Genomic DNA, 13,055 nt, shown 5'->3' on the forward strand with positions numbered 1-13,055 from the left:
CCAGACGGCCAGGGCGATCGAGTGGTTTGGGGGCCTGCGCGGAGGGAGGTGGGTGGCCTGGTAAGTGGGGAATTACCGGATTATCGTGGCGCCATGACGACCGTGACGTTCGACTCACTCAACCCGGCGACCGGCGAGATCGTCGGTAGTCACCCCAAGCACGGCCCCGACGCCGTCCGGCAGGCCGTCGGGCGGGCCGAGGAGGCGGCCGGGTGGTGGGCCGCGCTCGGGGCGGGTGAGCGCAGGAGGCGGCTGCTGGACTACAAGGCGGTCATCACGCAGCACCTCAGGGAGCTGGCCGAGCTGGTCCATGAGGAGAACGGCAAGCCGGTGGGCGACGCGACGCTGGAGATCGTGCTGGCCATCACCCACCTCGACTGGGCCGCGCGCAACGCGCAGAAGGTGCTCGGCCGCCGCCGCGTCAACCCCGGCATGATCGGCCTCAACCTGGCCGCGACGCTCGAATACCTCCCCCTCGGCGTGGTCGGGGTGATCGGCCCGTGGAACTACCCGGTGTTCACCCCGATGGGCTCCATCGCGTACGCGCTGGCGGCCGGCAACGCCGTCGTGTTCAAGCCCAGCGAGCTCACTCCCGGGATCGGCGTGCGGCTGGCGGAGCTGTTCGCCGAGGCGGTGCCCGAGCAGCCGGTGTTGCAGACGGTGACGGGGCTGGGCGAGACGGGGGCGGCGCTGGCCGCCGACCCGAGGGTCAGGAAGGTGGCCTTCACCGGCTCGACCGCCACCGCGAAGCGGGTCATGGCGGCGTGCGCCGAGAACCTGACGCCCATCGTGGCCGAGTGCGGCGGCAAGGACGCGTTCATCGTGGACGCCGACGCCGACATCGGGAAGGCCGCCGACGCCTGCCTGTGGGGCGCGATGTCCAACGCGGGCCAGACCTGCGTGGGCGTCGAGCGGGTGTACGTCGTGGACGCCGTCTACGAGCCGTTCATGCGCGAGCTGTCCGACCGGGTGGCGAAGGTGAAGGCGGGCGAGGACTACGGCCCCATCACGATGCCGGGCCAGCTGGACATCATCAAGCGGCACATCGACGACGCCGCCAAGGCCGGGAAGGTCGTGGCCGGCGGCACCGGGTCGGTGCGCGCCCCGTACGTGGAGCCCGTGATCGTCGAGGACGTGCCGGAGGAGTCGCCCGCGGTGCGCGAGGAGACGTTCGGCCCGACCATCACCGTGCGGCGCACCCGTGACGCGCAGGAAGCGCTGGAGCTGGCCAACGCCTCGGTGTACGGGCTGGGCGGGACGGTCTTCTCCCGCAACACGCGCCGGGCCATGGAACTCGCCCGCATGATGCGCTCCGGCATGACCGCGATCAACTCGGTCATCTCGTTCGCCGGGGTGCCGGCGCTGCCGTTCGGCGGGATGGGCGACTCGGGGTTCGGGCGCATCCACGGGGCCGACGGCCTGCGGGAGTTCGCCCGGCCCAAGGCGATCTCGCGCCAGCGCTTCGCGATGCCGGGGATGAACCTGACGTCGTTCACGCGGGGCCCCGCGGAGCTTGAGCGGCTGATCAGGCTTGTCACGTTCTTGCACGGACGACGTAAAAGGTAATCTTCTTACCCTTTCCGAAATCGGATCATCCGTCCATAATTGTGTGCTCTGGGGGCCACGATCATGGACGGGTGGAAAGTGAACCGGTCTTACCGGGGAATGTCGGCTGAGCAAAGGCTGGCCGACAGACGTGAGCGGCTGATGACGGCCGCGTACTCGCTATACGCGAAGCCGGGGTTCGCGGAGACGACCATCGAAAGGCTGTGCTCCGAGGCGCGGATCTCCAACCGCGCCTTCTACGAATGTTTCGGCAGCCAGGAGGAGTTGCTCCAGGCGTGTCACGAGCGCTGCGTGGACGAAAGCCTGGCGGTGGTGAGCAAAGCCGTCCAGGAGGCGCCGAACACGCTTGACGACAGAGTCAAGGCCGGGATTCGCGCCTATATCGAATTCACCACGGCGGACTGGCGGCGGGCCCGGATCATGCACGTCGAGGTGCGCCGTTCCGGGGATGTCCTGACACTGTCGCGTCAGCGCGCGATCGACGCGTTCGCGCGTCTCGTCGAGGACGCGTCGGCGGATTTCGTGCACCCGCCGGGGTTGAATCGGCGACTGGTGGCACTCGGAGTGGTTGGAGCGCTACAAGAGTTGCTCATCGAATGGCTGCACGCGGAGGCGCCGCCGCCGATCGGCGAACTCGTGGACGTCGCGGCGCACATCTTCATCAGGAGCCTCGGCACGCCCTGACTAATCGGCGGCCATTTCAACGGCCGGCCCGAAAACTCCATTTCGTCTAAGCCAGGAAAGAGCGGGCAACGGCTGATCGTCGCCCGCTCCGATATGTCACATCAGGCCACCGCGGCTGCGGGAACCTCCACGTGCAGCACCCGATTCAGCCGGGTCACCGCGAGGATCCGCATGATCCTCGGTGGCACCCCCCGAAGAACGAGACGGCGTTGCACGCTCAGCGCGCGCCTGTGCGCGCCCACCAGCACCCCGAGACCGGTCGCGTCGATCATCTCCAGCTTGGAGAGATCCAGGATCAGGTCGCCTTCGCCGGAGTCGAGGGCCTCATGCAGCCGCTCCCGCACCCCGGCGGACGTGCCGGCGTCGAGCCTGGCGCCGATCCGCACCACCTGGGCACTCGGGTTGCCCCGGACTCGCATGCCACCTCCCCATTCACCTACACAGCGTAGTCATCACCGCGCGTAATGACACGCGACGAAGATGTACCTTGTGCGTCCCCTACCCACCTATCGGAAGTGACACGACTGCTTTCAGCAGGAAGTCCCCGTCCTCCGTCGGGTGGGCGCTCACAGTGCCGCCCACGGCGGCCAGCCGCTCCCGCACGCCCGTCAGCCCGCTGCCCAGATCTCCTGGACGCTGCCCGGCGACCCCGTCGTTGCGCACGCTCAGCTCCGCCTCGCGGGCCGTGAAACGGATCGTGATGTCGCAGAACGTCGCCGTGCTGTGCTTGAGCACGTTGGTCACCGCCTCGCGCAGCGCCGAGGCGAACACCGGGGCCACCCCGTCGGGCAGGTCGCCGTGGGGCAGGCCGACCTCGCAGCGGACCCCGGCCGCTTCGAGCACACCTTTCACGCTATTCAGCTCGGCGGTCAAGTCAAGCTCGCGGTAGCCGCGTACGGCCTGCCGCAGCTCCTTGAGCGCCTGCCTGGTCAGCGTGTTCACCTCGGCCATCTCGGCCTTGGCCGCGGCCTGGTCAACGTCGGACAGCCGGACGGCGAGCCCGGTCTTGACGGCGATGGCGGACAGCTGGTGCCCCACGAGGTCGTGCAGGTCCCTGGCGAAGCGCAGCCGCTCCTCGGCCAGCGCCAGCCGGGTGTGCGCCTCGCGCCCCTCATGGGCCTGCACGGCGAGGTTCCAGACCCAGACCCACACCCGGTTGAACGGCGGCAGCAGCACGCAGAGCAGCGTGTACGAGGCCAGCGACTGCACGAGGCCCAGGTCACGTCCGACGAGAGGGGCGACGTTCACCCACACCATCACGAGCCCGACGCCGGCCACCCACGCGCCGGCGGCCAGCAGAACGGCGGTGCGCTTGGAGACCTCCAGCGTGGCGACGGACAGCCAGCACATGAGCACGAAACCCCACCCGAACGGCTCGGCTCCGCCCAGGCCCGCCGCGCCGAGCGCGAGGACCGCCGCCACCGCCACCTGCCGGGTGGGGTAGCGGCGGTCCAAGATCGCGTTGACGACGCGCGGGCACAGCCAGGTGAAGCCGAGCGCCAGGAGCGCCGCGGGCACGGCGCGCCACCAGCTGAAGCTGCCCTCGCCGATCGCGACGACGGACGCCGTCACGATGGACAGCCACATCACGACGAGGCCGGAGACCAGGACCCGCCACGTGATGCGGCGCGCCCGCTGGATCTCGTCCATCTACCGGGCGCGCAGCACGTCGCCCAGCTTGAGCCTGGCCCCTGTCCGCAGCACGGCCCGTTCGTAGATTTTCGCGCCGAAGCCCAGCACCGCGAGCACGGCCAGCACCATGCCCGCCATGGACACGCCGGCCTGCCACAGCGGCACCTCGGTCGCGGCCATCCGCACCGGCATGACCATCGAGGAGAACGGCGGGATGTACGACACGACCGTGGCCAGCGTGCCCGTGGGGTCGTTGGTGGCGTAGAAGGCCACGAAGTAGGTGAGCATGATGACCATGGTCAGAGGCGTCATCACGCTGCCCACCTCCTCCTGGCGCGAGACCAGCGACGCGAGCGCCGCCCCCAGCGTGGCGAAGAACGCGTACCCGAGCAGGAACCACAGCAGCACGCCGGCCACCAGCCCCGGGATCCCGGGCGGGAAGTCCGCGGCGAGCCCCGACGCCGCGGCGGCGACGAGCCCGACGGCCAGGATCGTGACGAGGTTGATCAGCCCCAGCACGCCCAGGCCGATGATCTTGCCGCCGAGCAGCTGCCAGGGCCGCAGGGTGGAGAGCAGGATCTCCACGATCCTGCTGCTCTTCTCCTCGACCACGCCCATGGCCACCATCATGACCTGGCCCATGAGCAGCATGAACAGCACGAGGACGAGCACCACGGCGATGCCGGTACGGGCGGCCTCGTACCGGGTGTCGGCGCCCACGGAGACCATCTGGAGCGGCGGGATCGACACACCGGCCGCGCCGAGCCGCACCTCGCGGTTGACGCTCTGCAGCAGCACGCTGAGCTCGCTGCCGAGCTCGCCGTCGGTCAGCACCTTGGTGCCGTCGACCAGCACCGCGTCCACGTCCCCGTCGAGCAGCGCCTGCTTGGCGGCGGCCTCGTCGGGGAAGCCGCGCCACGTGAACTCGGCGTCCGGGGCTGCGGCCTTGAGCGGCAGCTGCTGGGAGTTGACGGTGCCCAGCGTGTACGAGTCGGGACGGTCCATGATCGTGGGCGCGAAGGACACCGCCGCCACCAGCACGGCCGTGACGAGCAGGCCGATCACGAACGCCTTGGTCCGGATCTGCGTGGTGATCTCCCGGCGGGCGACCAGCATCACCCCGTTCACGTGACGGCCTCCTTGAAGATCTCGGTGAGGGTGGGCCGCTCGACCCCGAAGTGCTCGACGTGTCCCGCCTTCATGGCGCGCCGCAGGATCTCCTGGTCGTCGCGCTCGCCGTCGGCCAGCAGGACGTGCTTGCCGTCAGTCGCGGTGACCGCGCCGGGCAGGCCGTCCGCCCAGCCGGGGGCCGGGTCGCGGACGACCACGCGCAGCGTGTTGCTCTCGGCCGCCCGCAGGTCGGCCACCGTGCCCGTGGCCACCATCCGGCCGGCCGCCACGATGCCGACGGAGTCGCACAGCCGCTCGACCAGCTCCAGCTGGTGGCTGGAGAAGATCACCGGCACGCCGCTCCTGCACCGTTCCTGCAGCGCCGTGGCCAGCGCGTCCACCGCGATCGGGTCGAGCCCGGAGAAGGGCTCGTCGAGCACGAGCACCTCCGGGTCGTGCACCAGGGCGACCGCCAGCTGCACCCGCTGCTGGTTGCCCAGGGAGAGCGTCTGCACCGCGTCACCCCTGCGCTCGGTCAGCCCGAGCCGCTCCAGCAGATCGTCCGTGGCCTTCTTCGCGGCCTGCTGGCCGAGCCCGTGCAGGCGGCCGAAGTACTCGATCTGCTCGCCGACGCGCATCTTCTGGTAAAGCCCTCGCTCCTCCGGCATGTAGCCGAAGCGCCGCCGGTCGTCGTAGGCGAGCGGCCTGTCCTCCCAGCTCACCGAGCCGGAGTCGGCCTGGAGCACTCCCATGACGATGCGCATCGTCGTCGTCTTGCCGGCGCCGTTCGCGCCCACGAAACCGAACATCTCGCCGGGGCGTACGGCAAAGCTGATTCCATCAAGGGCGACCTTTCCCTCGGAGGCGCCCGGTCCGCCTCCGAAGCGCTTACGCAGCTCGCTGATCTCGAGCATCAGGTCATCTCCTCTGTCATGGGTCCATCGTGGCGTATGCGGCGTTCGCCCTGGTAGTCGCCGACATCACGCGGGCCATGTGCATCCTGCATGTCTTTCAGATGACATTTGTCATTACGCTGATTCCATGACTCGCGCCGACAAGGACAAGCCGGTCGTCCTCTCCCGTATCTACACCCGTGCGGGCGACGACGGCACCACCGCGCTGAGCGACATGAGCCGGGCCTCCAAGACCGATCCCCGGCTGGCCGCGTACGCCGACGTGGAGGAGGCCAACGCCCACCTGGGGCTCGCCCTCTCCTTCGGCACGCTGCCCGCGGACCTGGTCGAGGTTCTCGTCCGGGTGCAGAACGAACTGTTCGACGTGGGGGCGGACCTCGCCACGCCGGTCGTGGCGGAGCCGGAGTTCCCGCCGCTGCGGGTGGAGCAGTCGTACATCGACTGGCTGGAGGAGCAGTGCGACCGCTTCAACGCGAAGCTGAAGCCGCTGCGCAGCTTCGTGCTCCCCGGCGGTGACCCCGGCACGGCCGCGCTCCACGTGGCCAGGGTCACGGTCCGCAGGGCGGAGCGCACGACCTGGGCCGCCCTTCAGGCCCACGACGACATGAACGTGCTGACGGCGAAATATCTCAACCGCCTGTCGGACCTGCTCTTCATCGCCTGCCGCGTCGCCCACGACGGCGAGGAGATCCTCTGGAAACCGGGCGGCACCCGCTAGAGCGAGAGGCGATGCCCACGAAACCGGTCAACATCGGCTCGCGTAACGGCGGCCCGCCGCTGAAGGGTCAGAGGCCGTTTCCTGGAGGGCCACCAGCCGAAGTGCGGCGGGTGGCAAGCCACGGCACCGCGTAAAAGATGACCATGAGGTCAGGCGACGTCGAGGTAGGCGCTGGGGGGCGCGGACTCCAGCCAGGCCAGGAAGCCCGTCAGGGCGTCGGCGCTCATCGCCAGGGAGATGCCGCGGGTCGTGCCGCCGCAGTCGACAGCAAAAAGCCCGCCGTCGATCTCACGGCGGGCGGAAACGACGAGGCCGCGCCTCGCGATCGCGTGGCGCGGCCTCAGTCGGACGCCCAGAAGCGGAAGCCAGTGGAGCTCCCCGTCGGCGTAGCGGGCTACTCCGCTGCGCCAGCCGCGCTCACCGACGCGCAGCCGACAGGGCACGCTGCCGCGCGAGCGGGCCAGCGTGAATGCCCGTAGGACTATGAGGGCGGCACAAGCTACGAGAATCACAACCGTCGTCGCCACCATGCCGCCCCCCAAAGCCCCGCTTGGACTAATTAAACCTCTTCGCCCGCCGCGCGGAGCCGGGCCCTGGCACGTTTGGCCTCGATCGCCGCGTCGGCGTCTTCCTGGTTGGCCTCGATCGAGGCCTGGGCCCGGTCGAGAGCGTCGCGGGCGGCCGCGATGTCGACCTCGGAACCGAGCTCGGCCACCTCGGCGAGCACGGAGACCTCGTCGTCGGCCACGGAGATGAAACCGCCGTGCACCGCCGCCACGAGGTCGCCCTCGCCCTCCCGCTTCACGCGCAGCACACCGCCCTCGACGAGAACACCGAGCACAGGTGCGTGTTGCGGCATAATACCGATCTCGCCGTCCACGGTCTTGGCAATCACCATGTCGGCCTCGCCCGACCAGATCTCACGCTCGGGTGAGACAACCCCTACACGTAGCTTCGCCACTTCTGTAGGTTCCTTTCCGATCTGGCGGTGGTGCGGCTTCCTTGCCGCACCACCACCCTAGGGCGACTAGCGGCGCTCGAGTTCCTTGGCCTTGGCCACGGCCTGCTCGATGCCACCGACCATGAAGAACGCCTGCTCAGGCAGGTGGTCGTACTCACCCGCGCACAGGCCCTTGAAGGAGGCGATGGTCTCGTCCAGCGGGACGGTCTCGCCGGGCTGGCCGGTGAACGCCTCGGCCGCGTACATCGGGTGCGACAGGAAGCGCTCGATGCGGCGGGCACGCTGGACGGTGACCTTGTCCTCCTCGGACAGCTCGTCGATACCGAGGATCGCGATGATGTCCTGGAGCTCGCGGTACTTCTGCAGGATCCGCTTGGTCTCCTGGGCCACCCGGTAGTGCTCCTCGCCCACGATCTGCGGGTCGAGGATCCGGGAGGAGGAGTCGAGCGGGTCCACCGCGGGGTAGATGCCCTTCTCCGAGATCGGCCGCGAGAGCACGGTCTGCGCGTCGAGGTGCGCGAACGCGTTGTGCGGCGCCGGGTCGGTGATGTCGTCCGCGGGCACGTAGATCGCCTGCATGGAGGTGATCGAGTGACCGCGCGTCGAGGTGATGCGCTCCTGGAGCACACCCATCTCGTCGGCCAGCGTGGGCTGGTAACCCACCGCGGACGGCATGCGGCCGAGCAGCGTGGAGACCTCGGAACCGGCCTGCGTGAAGCGGAAGATGTTGTCGATGAACAGCAGCACGTCCTGCTTCTGCACATCGCGGAAGTACTCGGCCATGGTCAGCGCCGACAGCGCGACCCGCAGACGGGTGCCCGGCGGCTCGTCCATCTGGCCGAAGACGAGCGCGGTGTCCTTGAGGACGTCCGCCTCCTCCATCTCCAGCCAGAGGTCGTTGCCCTCACGGGTGCGCTCGCCCACCCCGGCGAAGCACGAGGTGCCACCGAAGTTGCGGGCGACGCGGCGGATCATCTCCTGGATGAGGACGGTCTTGCCCACACCCGCGCCGCCGAACAGACCGATCTTCCCACCCTGCACGTACGGGGTGAGCAGGTCGATGACCTTGATGCCGGTGACGAGCATCTCGGTGCGGGACTCGAGCTGGTCGAACGGCGGCGACGGCCGGTGGATGCCCCACCGCTCCTCGATCTTGAGCGACGCGGTCGGCACGTCGAGCGTCTCGCCCAGCGCGTTCCACACGTGGCCCTTGACGACGTCGCCGACCGGCACCGAGATCGGGGCGCCGCTGTCACGCACCGCCTGGCCGCGGACCAGGCCGTCGGTGGGCTGCATCGAGATGGCCCGCACCAGGTTGTCGCCGAGGTGCTGGGCGACCTCCAGGGTCAGGGTCTTTTCCTCGCCGCCGAGGGTGACCTCGACGTTGAGGGCGTTATAGATGTCGGGCATGGCCTCGACGGGGAACTCCACGTCGACGACCGCGCCGGTGACGCGTGCCACGCGGCCGGTGCCGGCCGCCGCGGCCTCTACGTTTTCAACAGCCTCTGCAGTCATTTCACTCTTTCCCCGCTGCGGCGTCAGCGAGCGCGTTGGCGCCACCGACGATCTCGCTGATTTCCTGGGTGATCTCCGCCTGGCGAGCCTGGTTCATCTCCTGGGTGAGCACCCGCATGAGCTCGTTGGCGTTGTCGGTCGCGGACTTCATCGCGCGCCGCCGCGCGGCCTCCTCGGAGGCCGCGGACTGCAGCAGCGCCGTGAAGATGCGCGACTCGACGTAACGCGGCAGCAGCGACTCCAGCACGTCGGCGGCGGTCGGCTCGAACTCGAAGTACGGAGGGATCACGGTGGTGTCCGTCGCCTCGGTCTCCTCGACCTCCAGCGGCAGGATCCGCTTGACCACGACGTTCTGCGTCAGCATCGAGACGAACTCGGTCGAGACGATGTGAATCTCGTCGATGCCGTTCTCGTCCTTGAACGAGTCGATCAGCTCCTGAGCGATCTCCTTGGCGTCGGCGTAGGCAGGCTTCCTGGAGAAGCCGACCCACTGGCCGCCCATCTCGCGGTGGCGGAAGGAGTGCCAGGTGACACCCTTGCGCCCCGTGACGAACGGCACGACGTCCAGGCCGCGGCCCTCCAGCAGCCCGCGCAGGGCCTCGGCCTCGCGCAGCACGTTGGCGTTGAAGCCGCCGCAGAAGCCGCTGTCGCTGGTGACGATGAGCACGCCCGCCCTGGCGGGGTTGTCCTTCGCCACCGTCAGCGGATGGTCGACGCTGGCCGCGTTGCTGACGACGCCGGTGACGGCGCGAGTGATCTCGCGCTCGTACGGCAGCGCCGCCTGCATCCGCTGCTGCGCCTTCACGATCCGTGAAGAGGCGATGAGCTCCTGGGCACGCGTGATCTTGGCGGTCGACTTGACCGAGCTGATCCGCCGCCGCAGCAGCCTTAGCTGGGCACCCATGGCCTACTTCTTCTCCGCCGGACGGACGACCTTCTTGATCTTCTCCTGGCCGACCTCACCGGCCTCCAGGGGCGCCACCGGCTCGTCCTTGACCAGCAGCTCGCCCGACGAGGTGGTGAAGCCCTTCTTGAACTCCGTGATGGCGTCCTTCAGAGCGGTCACCGTGTCGTCCGACAGGTCCCTGGTCTCGCGGATGGTGTCGAAGACACCCTTGTGCGAGGACTGGATGAAGTCGAGGAACTCCGACTCGAAGCGGCGGACGTCCTCGATCGGCACGTCGTCCAGCTCGCCCGTGGTGCCCGCCCAGATGGAGGCCACCTCGCGCTCCAGCGCGAACGGGCTGTACTGGGGCTGCTTGAGCAGTTCGACGAGCCGCTGGCCGCGCTCCAGCTGAGCCTTGGACGCGGCGTCCAGGTCGGAGGCGAAGGCCGCGAACGCCTCCAGGTCGCGGTACTGCGACAGCGACAGACGCAGCGTGCCGGCGACCTTGCGCATGGCCTTGGCCTGCGCCGAGCCACCGACTCGGGACACCGAGATGCCGACGTTGATGGCGGGCCGCACACCGGCGTTGAACAGGTCGGTCTCGAGGAAGACCTGGCCGTCGGTGATGGAGATGACGTTGGTCGGGATGAAGGCCGACACGTCGTTGCCCTTGGTCTCGATGATCGGCAGGCCGGTCATCGAGCCGCCTCCCATGTCGTCGGAGAGCTTGGCGCAGCGCTCCAGCAGGCGGGAGTGGAGGTAGAACACGTCGCCCGGGAAGGCCTCACGGCCCGGCGGGCGGCGCAGCAGCAGCGAGACGGCGCGGTAGGCGTCCGCCTGCTTGGTCAGGTCGTCGAAGACGATCAGGACGTGCTTGCCCTGGTACATCCAGTGCTGTCCGATCGCCGAGCCGGCGTACGGGGCGATGTACTTGTAACCGGCGGGGTCGGATGCGGGGGCGGCGACGATGGTGGTGTACTCCATCGCGCCGGCCTCCTCCAGGCGCGCCCGCACCTGCGCGACGGTCGAGCCCTTCTGGCCGACCGCGACGTAGACGCAGCGGACCTGCTTGGTGGGGTCACCGGAGGCCCAGTTCTCGCGCTGGTTGAGGATGGTGTCCACGGCGATCGCGGTCTTGCCGGTGCCGCGGTCACCGATGATCAGCTGGCGCTGACCACGGCCGATCGCGGTCATGGCGTCGATCGCCTTGATGCCGGTGGCCAGCGACTCCTTCACGGGTTGCCGCTGGACGACCGTGGGGGCCTGCAGCTCGAGGGCGCGAATGGCCTCGGCCTCGATGGCGCCCTTTCCGTCGAGCGGGTTGCCCAGGGGGTCGACCACGCGGCCGAGGAAGTTGTCGCCGACGGGCACGGACAGGACCTCGCCCGTCCTGCGGACCGTCTGGCCCTCTTCGATGCCGCTGAAGTCACCCAGGACAACGGCACCGATCTCGCGGGTGTCGAGGTTGAGCGCCAGTCCGCGCGTGCCGTTCTCGAACTCGAGCAGCTCGTTAGCCATCGCCGAGGGAAGGCCGGAGACATGGGCGATGCCGTCGCCGGCGTCGACGACGGTCCCGATCTCCTCGCGCGCGGCGCCTTCCGGTTCGTACGCCTGGACGAAGCGCTCAAGCGCGTCCCGGATCTCGTCCGGCCGGATCGTAAGCTCCGCCATCTCTACTCTGTCTCCCTATTCGCCTAGCCGGCCAACCGGCGGCGGACTTCGTCGATTCGTCCCACAATGGTGGTGTCGATGATCTCGTCGCCGATGCGGACCGAGAACCCACCGAGCACTCGCTTGTCCACCTCGACGTTCAGGTGCACGTCACGGCCGTAGGAGGTGCTGAGCCACGACGCGAGGCGCTGCTTCTGCGCCTCGGTCAGCTCCACCGCGCTGCGGACCACTGCCACGAGACGCTGGCGCTGCTGGGCGACGAGCCGCCCGAACTCCTCGAGCCCTGCTTCCAGGCTACGTCCCCGTGGATGTACTACGACCTGCGTGATCAGGCGCAGGCTTGCCGGGCCGACCTTGCCGCCGAGCAGGTCGCGCAGCAGCTGCTCCTTGCCCGCGGCGGGCGCGTCCGCGGCCGTCAGCGCCCGGCGCAGGGCCGGGTTGGCGGCCACGATGCGGCCGAAGCGGAAGAGCTCGTCCTCCACCTCGTCGATCCTGGACTGGCTCTCCGCCTCCGCCGCCGCGGCGACCACGCCGAGCCGTTCGAGGGCGTCGGCCAGGTCACCGGTGCGCGACCACCTGGCCGCCACCGCCGTCTCGGCGGTGGCGAGCGCCGCCTCGCCGACCTTGCCCGCGAGCAGGACGCGCAGCGTGGCCGCCTTCTGCTCGCCGGGCCTGGACGGGTCGGACACGGCACGGCGCAGGCCGTGCTCGCGGTCGAGCAGGTCGGCGAGCGCGAACAGCTCGTCGGAGAGCGTACCGAGGTCGGCACTGCCGGCGACCGCGTTGAACCGCTCCTCGACCTCGGCCAGCGCCACCCTGCTCAGGCCACGCATCAGCGCACCGCCTGCGGCGACGCCTCGAGCTCGTCGAGGAACCTGTCGACGATGCGGCTCTGCCGGACCTCGTCCTCAAGCGACTCGCCGACGATGCGGCCGGCCAGCTCGGTCGACAGGCGACCGATCTCGGTGCGCAGCTGGGCGAAGGCCGCCTGGCGGTCCGCCTCGATCTGCGCGTGCGCCGCCTCGACGAGGCGGCGGGCCTCGGCCTGCGCCTCCTCGCGGAGCTCGGCCTTGATCTGCGCGGCCTGCTCGCGAGCCTCCTCGCGGAGCCTGGCCGCGTCGCGACGGGCCTCTTCGAGCTGCTCGGAGTAACGCTTCTGCAGGGCCTGCGCCTCGGCCTGGGCCTCCTCGGCCCTCTTGATGCCGCCCTCGATCGCGTCGGTCCGCTCAGCCAGCGTCTTCTGGATGCGCGGCGTGAGGATCTTGCCGACGACGAGGACAACGACGAAGAACGAGAAGATCCCGACGATGAGCTCGAAGTCGTGCGGAATGAGCGGGTTGGCGCCCTCCGCCGCGAGGAGCGAAGCTGCCGTTTTCATGGTTGCAGCCTTTCGTCAGA

Annotated in this window: 14 protein-coding genes; 3 read left to right on the forward strand and 11 right to left on the reverse strand. The window is 69.3% G+C overall.

Annotated features, from left to right (window positions below; genetic code table 11):
* Positions 1–93 precede the first annotated feature (93 nt).
* Together FH608_RS01365 and FH608_RS01370 are read left to right on the forward strand one after the other, a co-directional pair.
* The gene (locus tag FH608_RS01365) at positions 94–1,566 is read left to right on the forward strand and encodes an aldehyde dehydrogenase family protein (RefSeq protein WP_139627887.1); all 1,473 of its coding nucleotides are present in this window, start codon (positions 94–96) and stop codon (positions 1,564–1,566) included.
* A gap of 141 nt (positions 1,567–1,707) precedes the next feature.
* Positions 1,708–2,250 (forward strand): TetR/AcrR family transcriptional regulator, encoded by a 543-nt coding sequence (locus tag FH608_RS01370; RefSeq protein WP_226898854.1) that lies wholly within the window; start codon positions 1,708–1,710, stop codon positions 2,248–2,250.
* Positions 2,251–2,351: 101 nt separating this feature from the next.
* On the opposite strand, the gene FH608_RS01375 is transcribed toward FH608_RS01370, so the two are convergent.
* From FH608_RS01375 to FH608_RS01390, 4 genes are all read right to left on the reverse strand, one after another.
* Entirely contained in the window at positions 2,352–2,669 is a 318-nt protein-coding gene (locus FH608_RS01375) for an STAS domain-containing protein (protein ID WP_139627891.1), read from the reverse strand.
* A 79-nt stretch (positions 2,670–2,748) separates the two neighbouring features.
* Complete coding sequence (locus tag FH608_RS01380; RefSeq protein WP_139627893.1) at positions 2,749–3,900, reverse strand: sensor histidine kinase; 1,152 nt, start codon at positions 3,898–3,900, stop codon at positions 2,749–2,751.
* The gene (locus FH608_RS01385; RefSeq protein ID WP_139627895.1) at positions 3,901–5,010 is read right to left on the reverse strand and encodes an ABC transporter permease; all 1,110 of its coding nucleotides are present in this window, start codon (positions 5,008–5,010) and stop codon (positions 3,901–3,903) included.
* The gene (locus FH608_RS01390; RefSeq protein WP_139627897.1) at positions 5,007–5,906 is read right to left on the reverse strand and encodes an ABC transporter ATP-binding protein; all 900 of its coding nucleotides are present in this window, start codon (positions 5,904–5,906) and stop codon (positions 5,007–5,009) included. The genes FH608_RS01385 and FH608_RS01390 overlap by 4 nt, the downstream gene beginning before the upstream one ends.
* A gap of 127 nt (positions 5,907–6,033) precedes the next feature.
* Between FH608_RS01390 and FH608_RS01395 the strand changes: the two genes are divergently transcribed.
* On the forward strand, positions 6,034–6,624 hold the full coding sequence (locus FH608_RS01395; RefSeq protein WP_139627899.1) for a cob(I)yrinic acid a,c-diamide adenosyltransferase: 591 nt from the start codon (positions 6,034–6,036) through the stop codon (positions 6,622–6,624).
* Positions 6,625–6,773: 149 nt separating this feature from the next.
* Here FH608_RS01395 and FH608_RS01400 read toward each other — a convergent pair whose 3' ends face one another.
* The 7 genes from FH608_RS01400 to FH608_RS01430 all read right to left on the reverse strand — a co-directional run bounded on the left by FH608_RS01400 (position 6,774) and on the right by FH608_RS01430 (position 13,035).
* A complete protein-coding gene (locus FH608_RS01400) occupies positions 6,774–7,154 on the reverse strand; it encodes a DUF2550 domain-containing protein (protein ID WP_139627901.1) in 381 nt (126 codons plus the stop codon).
* 29 nt (positions 7,155–7,183) lie between these two features.
* The gene (locus FH608_RS01405) at positions 7,184–7,585 is read right to left on the reverse strand and encodes a F0F1 ATP synthase subunit epsilon (RefSeq protein ID WP_139627903.1); all 402 of its coding nucleotides are present in this window, start codon (positions 7,583–7,585) and stop codon (positions 7,184–7,186) included.
* 66 nt (positions 7,586–7,651) lie between these two features.
* Positions 7,652–9,100, reverse strand: coding sequence for a F0F1 ATP synthase subunit beta (gene atpD / locus FH608_RS01410; protein WP_139627904.1), 1,449 nt, complete (start codon positions 9,098–9,100; stop codon positions 7,652–7,654).
* 1 nt (position 9,101) lies between these two features.
* Complete coding sequence (locus FH608_RS01415; protein ID WP_139627906.1) at positions 9,102–10,004, reverse strand: F0F1 ATP synthase subunit gamma; 903 nt, start codon at positions 10,002–10,004, stop codon at positions 9,102–9,104.
* A 3-nt stretch (positions 10,005–10,007) separates the two neighbouring features.
* A complete protein-coding gene (gene atpA, locus FH608_RS01420; RefSeq protein WP_139627908.1) occupies positions 10,008–11,657 on the reverse strand; it encodes a F0F1 ATP synthase subunit alpha in 1,650 nt (549 codons plus the stop codon).
* 23 nt (positions 11,658–11,680) lie between these two features.
* On the reverse strand, positions 11,681–12,490 hold the full coding sequence (locus FH608_RS01425; RefSeq protein ID WP_139627910.1) for a F0F1 ATP synthase subunit delta: 810 nt from the start codon (positions 12,488–12,490) through the stop codon (positions 11,681–11,683).
* Entirely contained in the window at positions 12,490–13,035 is a 546-nt protein-coding gene (locus FH608_RS01430) for a F0F1 ATP synthase subunit B (RefSeq protein WP_139627912.1), read from the reverse strand. The genes FH608_RS01425 and FH608_RS01430 overlap by 1 nt, the downstream gene beginning before the upstream one ends.
* Between the last annotated feature and the right edge of the window lie 20 nt (positions 13,036–13,055).

This window comes from Nonomuraea phyllanthi (genome assembly GCF_006334985.2).
GTDB classification, from domain to species: domain Bacteria; phylum Actinomycetota; class Actinomycetes; order Streptosporangiales; family Streptosporangiaceae; genus Nonomuraea; species Nonomuraea phyllanthi.

Bases quoted from the DNA above. Each gene is read 5' to 3' on its own strand.
- FH608_RS01365 (WP_139627887.1), top strand. From the start codon at position 94: ATGACGACCGTGACGTTCGACTCACTCAACCCGGCGACCGGCGAGATC.
- FH608_RS01370 (WP_226898854.1), top strand. From the start codon at position 1,708: ATGACGGCCGCGTACTCGCTATACGCGAAGCCGGGGTTCGCGGAGACG.
- FH608_RS01375 (WP_139627891.1), bottom strand. From the start codon at position 2,669: ATGCGAGTCCGGGGCAACCCGAGTGCCCAGGTGGTGCGGATCGGCGCC.
- FH608_RS01380 (WP_139627893.1), bottom strand. From the start codon at position 3,900: ATGGACGAGATCCAGCGGGCGCGCCGCATCACGTGGCGGGTCCTGGTC.
- FH608_RS01390 (WP_139627897.1), bottom strand. From the start codon at position 5,906: ATGCTCGAGATCAGCGAGCTGCGTAAGCGCTTCGGAGGCGGACCGGGC.
- FH608_RS01395 (WP_139627899.1), top strand. From the start codon at position 6,034: ATGACTCGCGCCGACAAGGACAAGCCGGTCGTCCTCTCCCGTATCTAC.
- FH608_RS01400 (WP_139627901.1), bottom strand. From the start codon at position 7,154: ATGGTGGCGACGACGGTTGTGATTCTCGTAGCTTGTGCCGCCCTCATA.
- atpD (WP_139627904.1), bottom strand. From the start codon at position 9,100: ATGACTGCAGAGGCTGTTGAAAACGTAGAGGCCGCGGCGGCCGGCACC.
- FH608_RS01415 (WP_139627906.1), bottom strand. From the start codon at position 10,004: ATGGGTGCCCAGCTAAGGCTGCTGCGGCGGCGGATCAGCTCGGTCAAG.
- atpA (WP_139627908.1), bottom strand. From the start codon at position 11,657: ATGGCGGAGCTTACGATCCGGCCGGACGAGATCCGGGACGCGCTTGAG.
- FH608_RS01425 (WP_139627910.1), bottom strand. From the start codon at position 12,490: ATGCGTGGCCTGAGCAGGGTGGCGCTGGCCGAGGTCGAGGAGCGGTTC.
- FH608_RS01430 (WP_139627912.1), bottom strand. From the start codon at position 13,035: ATGAAAACGGCAGCTTCGCTCCTCGCGGCGGAGGGCGCCAACCCGCTC.